The sequence below is a fragment of the Providencia heimbachae ATCC 35613 genome (genome assembly GCF_001655055.1).
GTDB lineage: Bacteria > Pseudomonadota > Gammaproteobacteria > Enterobacterales > Enterobacteriaceae > Providencia > Providencia heimbachae.
This window is the reverse complement of record NZ_LXEW01000025.1, coordinates 26,195-33,168: the sequence shown is the minus strand read 5'-3', so window position 1 is coordinate 33,168 and position 6,974 is coordinate 26,195. Positions and strand designations below refer to the sequence as shown.

Below are 6,974 nucleotides of genomic sequence, written 5' to 3'. Positions count from 1 at the left end.
ATGTATTAGAAGCAAATTTTAATTAAGCAATCTGCTTGTTTATCTCACTGTATTTTATCATTATTCTAATTTAAAGTAGATTGTTGGATTATTTTTATTGACCTTCCGATGATGGTAACGTTTAAAATTATTTTAATGTCAGAAAATGGGTCAATATCTAATAGTTAGAAAAATAGAGTTATTTGATCAATAGCGTGCTTCTTGATTTATCTTTTAGGTAATAGAATATGAAAATAGGTGACGTTTCTAATTTATTTAAAATTCCACGGGAAACAATACGATTTTATGAAAAAGAAGGGTTGATGCTTGCGCCAAATCGAGGCGCGAATAATTATCGCAGTTATAGTGAAAAACATATCGAGCGATTAAGATTTATAAAAAATTGTCGAAATTTTAATATGTCTCACCGTGAAATAAAAAAATTATTAGAGCTTGTTGATAATGAAAAAGATGATTGCGAATTAGTTGAAGAAGTTATTCTTCGTCACTTATTAATGGTGAGGGAAAACATTAGAAAATTAACGCGATTGGAAAAAGAATTGATGCAACTTCAGGATCACAGTGCAGAAATAGAAATTAATGATAAATGTGGAATAATAAAAAATTTACTCTCTAAAGAAATTTAGTTATTAGGGGCTGTTGATCTTTGAAGGTCAATTTTTATTCGAATTAAAGACCTTTTAGGCAAGGCGAGAGGTTCGCCGCTTAGTGAACTAAGCAAGAGCCACTCAACGTAGAATAAAATGAGTGAAACGTTCTTTAATCGAACCCGAAGGGCAGCTTTTGATGTCCTTTTTTAGTTGAAGCAGTGATTATTGTTAATAATCAATATAAACCTTAGTTTAATTAGTTTTTTATTGCTTTTTTATGCTGTAAAAATAAGCAGTAAAGATCAACAGCCCCTAACCTATAGATGAAAAACTTAAGGCTGAATTACCCTTTTGTGGTGATAAACCACAAAGAGGAGCAAAATTATATTTGCCCCTCTTTTTTTTAGTTTTTTATTTGTTTTTACAGATCTGATGGCCAATAAAGTAGATGATCGAAGATGAAACCAACCCTGCAACTACCACCGAAAGGTATGGGGTATAAGCATTAACAACTAAAGCGATACATGAGGCGAGTATCCAAGAAGTGAAAGCCAATGGTTGCCATTTTTTTGATTCGTCATGTTTTCTTTTTAATATCAGTTGATCCATGATAATAATCGCGGCAATGGGTGGAACAATTAATCCAAGAAGGTTTAGCCAAGTTTGGAATGCATTCCAAACACCTGTTAATGCGACAATAATACCGATGACACCAAGAATAATGGTTAATGTTCTCATCTTACCATTGGTAATATGTGACCAACCCACAGCACCATTATATAAGCAGTGCGTACAACCTACGCCTAAGTTAACAAAGACAAGAATAATCGCTAATACTGAAAATAGTGGGCCTGCATCGGCCAGAATAGTAATGAAGTCACCACCAGTCACTTCTGGGTGTAAAATAACACCTGTTGCAACAATGATTGCGCCGATGACTTCGGCAAAGAACTTAGAGATAGGAAATGCGGTGAAAGCGGCAAGGAAACCTTGTTTGCCATTTTTAGCCCAACGAGTAAAGTCGGCAGTCATGGTGCCGGAATCCGTAAAAGTTGAGAAAATCATTGTGACCGCGACGCCAAATGAAAGTACGCCAGCACCGATAGCAGGTTGGTAGTTAATAATATCAGAAGAACCATTTTCCATTGCAAAGTAAACAGCTGTGAGCCCTAATATGACGTATAACGGGGCGGCGATATAACCTAAAATTGCTAATGCTTTAATACCAATAAATGTTGCAGCTACATATAGCACACCACCTAATAAGGTCATTATTAATAAATTTTGGCCAAATGAACGAAACATAATATCGCCAGTTAAGCCGACCATTAAAGCGAACCAACCAATGACGACGGTGGCTAATAAACCAGAGACAATGACATAACCGCGCTGACCAAATGTTCTTTTAGCTGAAATAGCGAAGTTCTCTCCAGTTGCTCCCGCTAAATAACTTAATGAACCGATAATTAAACACAGTAGTAGATTGCCCGTTAAAATAGCGGCAACCCCCATTTTGAATCCGAGCATTGCAGTAACAACACCACCAATAACGGCACTGGTTAAAACCAGTGGGAAGCTGTACCAAACCGCAGAGACGGAAGCAAAACTTTTACGGTGTTCTAGCGGTACGGCAGTATGTTCGAACTCTGAATCTAACAAAACATTTTCTTTTTCTTGATTTAACATACAGATAAACCTCGTTTTAATTAATAACGACGGGAATACCGATAAATTCCAATGACAAAATAATGATATTTTTATTTTGTAAAAGGAGACTGCCAGACCGCACAAGCTAGATAAACTGCGCAATCAATTATTGAGTCATAGTAGGTATTTTATATACAAAAAATCGGAATATATTTTAGAGATGAACTAAATAAAAAATATAGCGTTAATAACTATTATTTATTTTTACTATTAAATCCTCTGGCTTAAATGAAAAATAATAAAAGATATGTTCTATTGTTTGTTTATTTCGCTGAATTAAGCATAACAATTATTTTGGATAAAAAGAATCCACTTAAAAACTATTCATCAATAGAGTGGTTGATTGTTGAATTAATTTTGATAAATGCACTTTTCTGTGCGCAGACGCATGATTAATCGGATTTTTTTCATCCGTTTAGGACTGAGTTGGTGATAAATCATGAAAATAAATTAATAAATCAAAATAGAAAAAAATAAATTAATCAAATATGTGATATCAATCAGATCAATAGTTTTAAAATTGTTAATTTTGTAATGATCTTTGATTAAAAATCACATTGTAAAAAATAAGCCCACTACAATAAGGTAAATTATATTGAGTTATTAATAATAGAAGAAGTGACCAATTAGACGATCACTTCTTCTATTTATATCTATAAATGTATCAATTAACGAATATCGCTTGCATCGTGACGTTCTTTGACTTGTTCAGAGGGTTCACCTTGTAAACGATTCACTCGGCGGCCACGTTGAACTGCTGGACGAGCAAAGACTTCATCAGCCCAGCGAATAACATGCGGATATTCATGTACAGATAAGAATTCGCCCGCATCATATAGCCAACCTTTTACCAATGCACCGTACCAAGGCCAAATTGCCATATCCGCAATCGTGTAGTCATCTCCAGCGATATATTTATGATCTGCTAACCTTTGGTTCAACACATCTAATTGGCGTTTGGTTTCCATTGCAAAACGATTAATGGGGTATTCGTATTTCTCTGGGGCATAGGCGTAAAAATGACCAAACCCACCCCCAGCAAAAGGTGCTGAACCTACTTGCCAAAATAACCATGAAAGTGTTTCCGCTCTTTCTGGCTGTGTTGTGGGTAAAAATACCGAAAATTTCTCGGCTAAGTAAATGAGTATCGAACCGGATTCAAAGATTCGGATAGGGTCAGAGCCACTTCTATCCACTAATGCAGGGATTTTTGAGTTAGGATTGATATCAACAAATCCCGAGCTAAATTGATCCCCTTCGCCAATATTAATTAGCCAAGCATCGTATTCGGCTTCTTTAATACCCAGCGCAAGAAGCTCTTCAAGCATGATGGTCGCTTTTTGTCCGTTAGGGGTTCCTAAAGAATAAAGCTGAAGTGGGTGCTTACCAATGGGCAATGCTTTTTCGTGTGTCGCACCCGCAATGGGACGGTTGATATTGGCAAATTTACCACCGTTGCCTTGATCCCAAGTCCATACTTTAGGGGGAATATACGTTGAGTCTGCCATGGGGTATCTCCTTACATTTGTGAATAAGAGCCAATTGTTCATTATTCAATTAATGATATTTTTGGGCGCTTTAACAAAGTAGCACGAATCAGTTACCATTTTGAATGCATCATTTTTATCGGATGCTTTGTTTATGCGCACAACCTTCATTGTGCCTCCAAATGGGTAATCTTGTCATTTATATAGTAACTAAAGGTAAATATCTAATTGAGTAACGATTATAAATGCAGGTAAATGGGGGATTGCGGAAAAACTGTTAACAATAGGGTTGTGCATATAGCCAATTCAAATAAAAAAAGAATGTGAATGATTTGTGAACGTTGGCACTTATTTCTTGGACTTCATTTTATACATTGAAAGCATATGAGTAATATTAGTTATGGTGGTGCTGATATTTCGGTATATCAGTCTTAGCCAAAAGAAGTAGGTTACGGAGAATGATATGTTAGTAAAAAGTCAAACTGCTCATCTGTTTTTATAGCCAATAACCACATCTAATGGTTTTAAGTGAGATAACCAAATACTCATGGATTATATCAACGTCAGTGATATGTTAACCGAGCGTGAGGCTTTGACTCACCGCTTTACTATTTGTTAGTGATGGGCTAAAAATTTAAAATACCTTGATGGCTCAGTAAGCTCTAGTCGATAATTAGTACAAAATATTGTTATTTGAAATGGCTAGTCATCATTAAGAATAATCAAAAGTAAAAAGAGGCTCAGTTTTTACTACCATATCCTTTATAACAATCACATCCTATATGCCGCAGGTCTGTCTCCATCAGTATGGGGTCGACTGATACCAAGATTTTCGTTGATATAAAGTGAGGGCGATTTCACTATATCAGCCACAAATCGTCCAAGGCTCGCACGTGAGGTTTCCGTTCCTAGATAAGTTTGACCTTTTTTTGTCAACTGAAACTCCTCTGAAGTATTATTGGTCAACCAAACGGGGCGTAAAATAGTGTATTCAAGTGTGGATTTTTCAATAACACCGGGCGCTTTCAGATTCGTAGACCGAGTATGTCCCACCATCATCTTATCCCATGAATTAAATTGTGCAGGGAGTTCGTCATATATACCTCCGGCATTAATAGCGATAATACGCGCCACTTTCATTTTTTCCATGGTATCAACAACTATTTTCATTTTATCACCGAGATCCATTCCTCCCATGGCGCTGATAACAATATTCTGACCTCTGATAGCCTTCTGCAGTGCATCCGGATCTGTTGCATCTCCCTCGATAATTTTAATCCTATTGTTTGGGAGAATATTCAAACGTTCAGCATGACGTAGTACGAGCGTCAGATTGACATCGTTCTGTTCTAATAACCGGAAGGTAATCTCTTTGGCTGTACGCCCATTAGCACCTAATATCACTACATTTTTCATGAAATTTATCCTTTATTAATATCAAACTCCGAGTTAAGCCAATTAACAACAATGCACATATTGACGAATTTTTTAGTCAAAAAAATTACTTCACTAAACGCTCAATGAGTTGCAACTGATATTCAGGTAGTTTTGAGGCCGAAACAGATTGAAAAACTAAAGGAGGCAAATAAATCATCCCTGCATGTAATGCACTTGCTTTCATTGAAGTGAATACTTCGTCTAGATCCATACCTATGCGCCCTGAATCTCCATAAGTGGATCTGCCTCCTGCGGCAGTGGATACAACCAACATTTCTTTTCCTTGCCACAATCCCGGTCCCACGCTACCCCAGACCTCATTTAAATATGCCTTCATCATTGGGGTGATATTAAACCAATGAGTAGGGAACATAAATACAATGCGATCATGTTGTTGTGTTATCGCACGCTCTTCTTTTCCATCAATAGCTCGAGTATCAAAGCCATAAAGCAATTCTAAGTTACGAACAGTCACACCCTCAATATTTTCAGCCGCTTGCTGTAGCCCTTTAATCATTACTGATTTTTCTGGATAAGGGTGAGACACAATGAGTAATGTTTTTATTGCAGTTTTACGCGGTTTGTCATCGGCGGCTGATGCACGATTAATGATAGAAAAGCAACACAGTAGCAATATGACTAGGATCATATTTAATTTTAGGTCACGGTTTAATAACATGATTGAACATCCTATTTAATCATTAAATAATATCCCGCCATAAACTGAATATAATATTATTTACTTTGGCAGGTTATATTTTCATTTTACTGAACGTATACAGAATAAAGCGGCTTTTACATAATGATAGGTGATACGTACTTTCTAATATCGCTCGTGAAAATAAAGGTAAATTATTGGTCCTGATATTTTTATCAAAATACATTCCAATAGAGTTATTAAATAACCCTCATCTACACACTATTTCGCATCCGGCTATAAAATGTTTATTCTTCCACACATTACAGATAAAAATTAAAACCAATTTCAGATGCTCCCCATTAATTTAATTGGTTATATTCATCATCAGAAACGGGCTCTAGCCATTCATTACTTGATCCTTCTGCTGGAACTTCTACTGCGACATGAGAAAACCAGCTATCTTTTGCTGCACCATGCCAATGCTTAACACCAGGCGCTATATGAACGACATCACCGGGATTCAATTCTTGAGCCAATTTACCCGCCTCTTGGAACCAACCACGGCCTCCTGTTGCTAACAAAATTTGTCCACTTTTATGATGAATGTGCCAAAAGTTACGACAGCCAGGTTCAAAAGTCACATTTGCGATAACGAGGCTCTCTTTATTTAGTAAAGATAAATAGCTGGTACCAGTAAAATAATCCGCATAAGCAATGTTTTCTTCGCCAAGTGGAAAAATACCGTAACCATTAAATACGTGGGCTTTTAATTGTTCGGGAATGAGTACATTAATTTTGTTATTCATAATAACTCCAATAAATTTGGATTTGTTTGCATCATAAAGAGGAGAGAACGTGAATAGGTTCTAAACCATGACCACAAGCCTTTATTATTGGTGATCACCCTATATGACGTTAACAACGTTTGAAACTGTTTGATTAGTCTACACGTGTTTGAAAAATCACATTAGCCTATTCATTGCGAATACTTGCCTATTTTTCCATATATCGACTATTTTTTTGTGTGCTTTTTCAAGCTCACCTTATTAGTAAATATTATAATTATTTGATTAATATTAATAAATTTAGTTAGTTCGTCTTGTTTTCATAATG

General features: G+C 36.0%; 6 protein-coding genes. 1 reads left to right on the top strand and 5 read right to left on the bottom strand.

Translation table 11 applies throughout. The features are described 5' to 3' along the window. Window positions 1–227: 227 nt before the first annotated feature. On the top strand, window positions 228–626 hold the full coding sequence (locus tag M998_RS08550; protein ID WP_068908440.1) for a MerR family transcriptional regulator: 399 nt from the start codon (window positions 228–230) through the stop codon (window positions 624–626). Window positions 627–1,001: 375 nt separating this feature from the next. Here M998_RS08550 and M998_RS08545 read toward each other — a convergent pair whose 3' ends face one another. The 5 genes from M998_RS08545 to M998_RS08525 form a co-directional block, all read right to left on the bottom strand. Next, on the bottom strand, window positions 1,002–2,276 hold the full coding sequence (locus M998_RS08545; protein WP_068908438.1) for a cytosine permease: 1,275 nt from the start codon (window positions 2,274–2,276) through the stop codon (window positions 1,002–1,004). A 689-nt stretch (window positions 2,277–2,965) separates the two neighbouring features. After that, complete coding sequence (gene yghU, locus M998_RS08540; RefSeq protein ID WP_068440069.1) at window positions 2,966–3,805, bottom strand: glutathione-dependent disulfide-bond oxidoreductase; 840 nt, start codon at window positions 3,803–3,805, stop codon at window positions 2,966–2,968. 750 nt (window positions 3,806–4,555) lie between these two features. Further along, window positions 4,556–5,200, bottom strand: coding sequence for an NAD(P)H-binding protein (locus tag M998_RS08535; RefSeq protein ID WP_068908436.1), 645 nt, complete (start codon window positions 5,198–5,200; stop codon window positions 4,556–4,558). A gap of 85 nt (window positions 5,201–5,285) precedes the next feature. After that, the gene (locus M998_RS08530; RefSeq protein WP_231906696.1) at window positions 5,286–5,900 is read right to left on the bottom strand and encodes an NAD(P)H-dependent oxidoreductase; all 615 of its coding nucleotides are present in this window, start codon (window positions 5,898–5,900) and stop codon (window positions 5,286–5,288) included. A gap of 320 nt (window positions 5,901–6,220) precedes the next feature. Beyond that, window positions 6,221–6,667, bottom strand: a complete 447-nt coding sequence (locus M998_RS08525) for a cupin domain-containing protein (RefSeq protein ID WP_068440075.1) — start codon at window positions 6,665–6,667, stop codon at window positions 6,221–6,223. Window positions 6,668–6,974: the final 307 nt, after the last annotated feature.

Coding starts and splice junctions, on each gene's coding strand:
- yghU (WP_068440069.1), bottom strand. CDS start 3,805: ATGGCAGACTCAACGTATATTCCCCCTAAAGTATGGACTTGGGATCAA.
- M998_RS08525 (WP_068440075.1), bottom strand. CDS start 6,667: ATGAATAACAAAATTAATGTACTCATTCCCGAACAATTAAAAGCCCAC.
- M998_RS08545 (WP_068908438.1), bottom strand. CDS start 2,276: ATGTTAAATCAAGAAAAAGAAAATGTTTTGTTAGATTCAGAGTTCGAA.
- M998_RS08530 (WP_231906696.1), bottom strand. CDS start 5,900: ATGTTATTAAACCGTGACCTAAAATTAAATATGATCCTAGTCATATTG.
- M998_RS08550 (WP_068908440.1), top strand. CDS start 228: ATGAAAATAGGTGACGTTTCTAATTTATTTAAAATTCCACGGGAAACA.
- M998_RS08535 (WP_068908436.1), bottom strand. CDS start 5,200: ATGAAAAATGTAGTGATATTAGGTGCTAATGGGCGTACAGCCAAAGAG.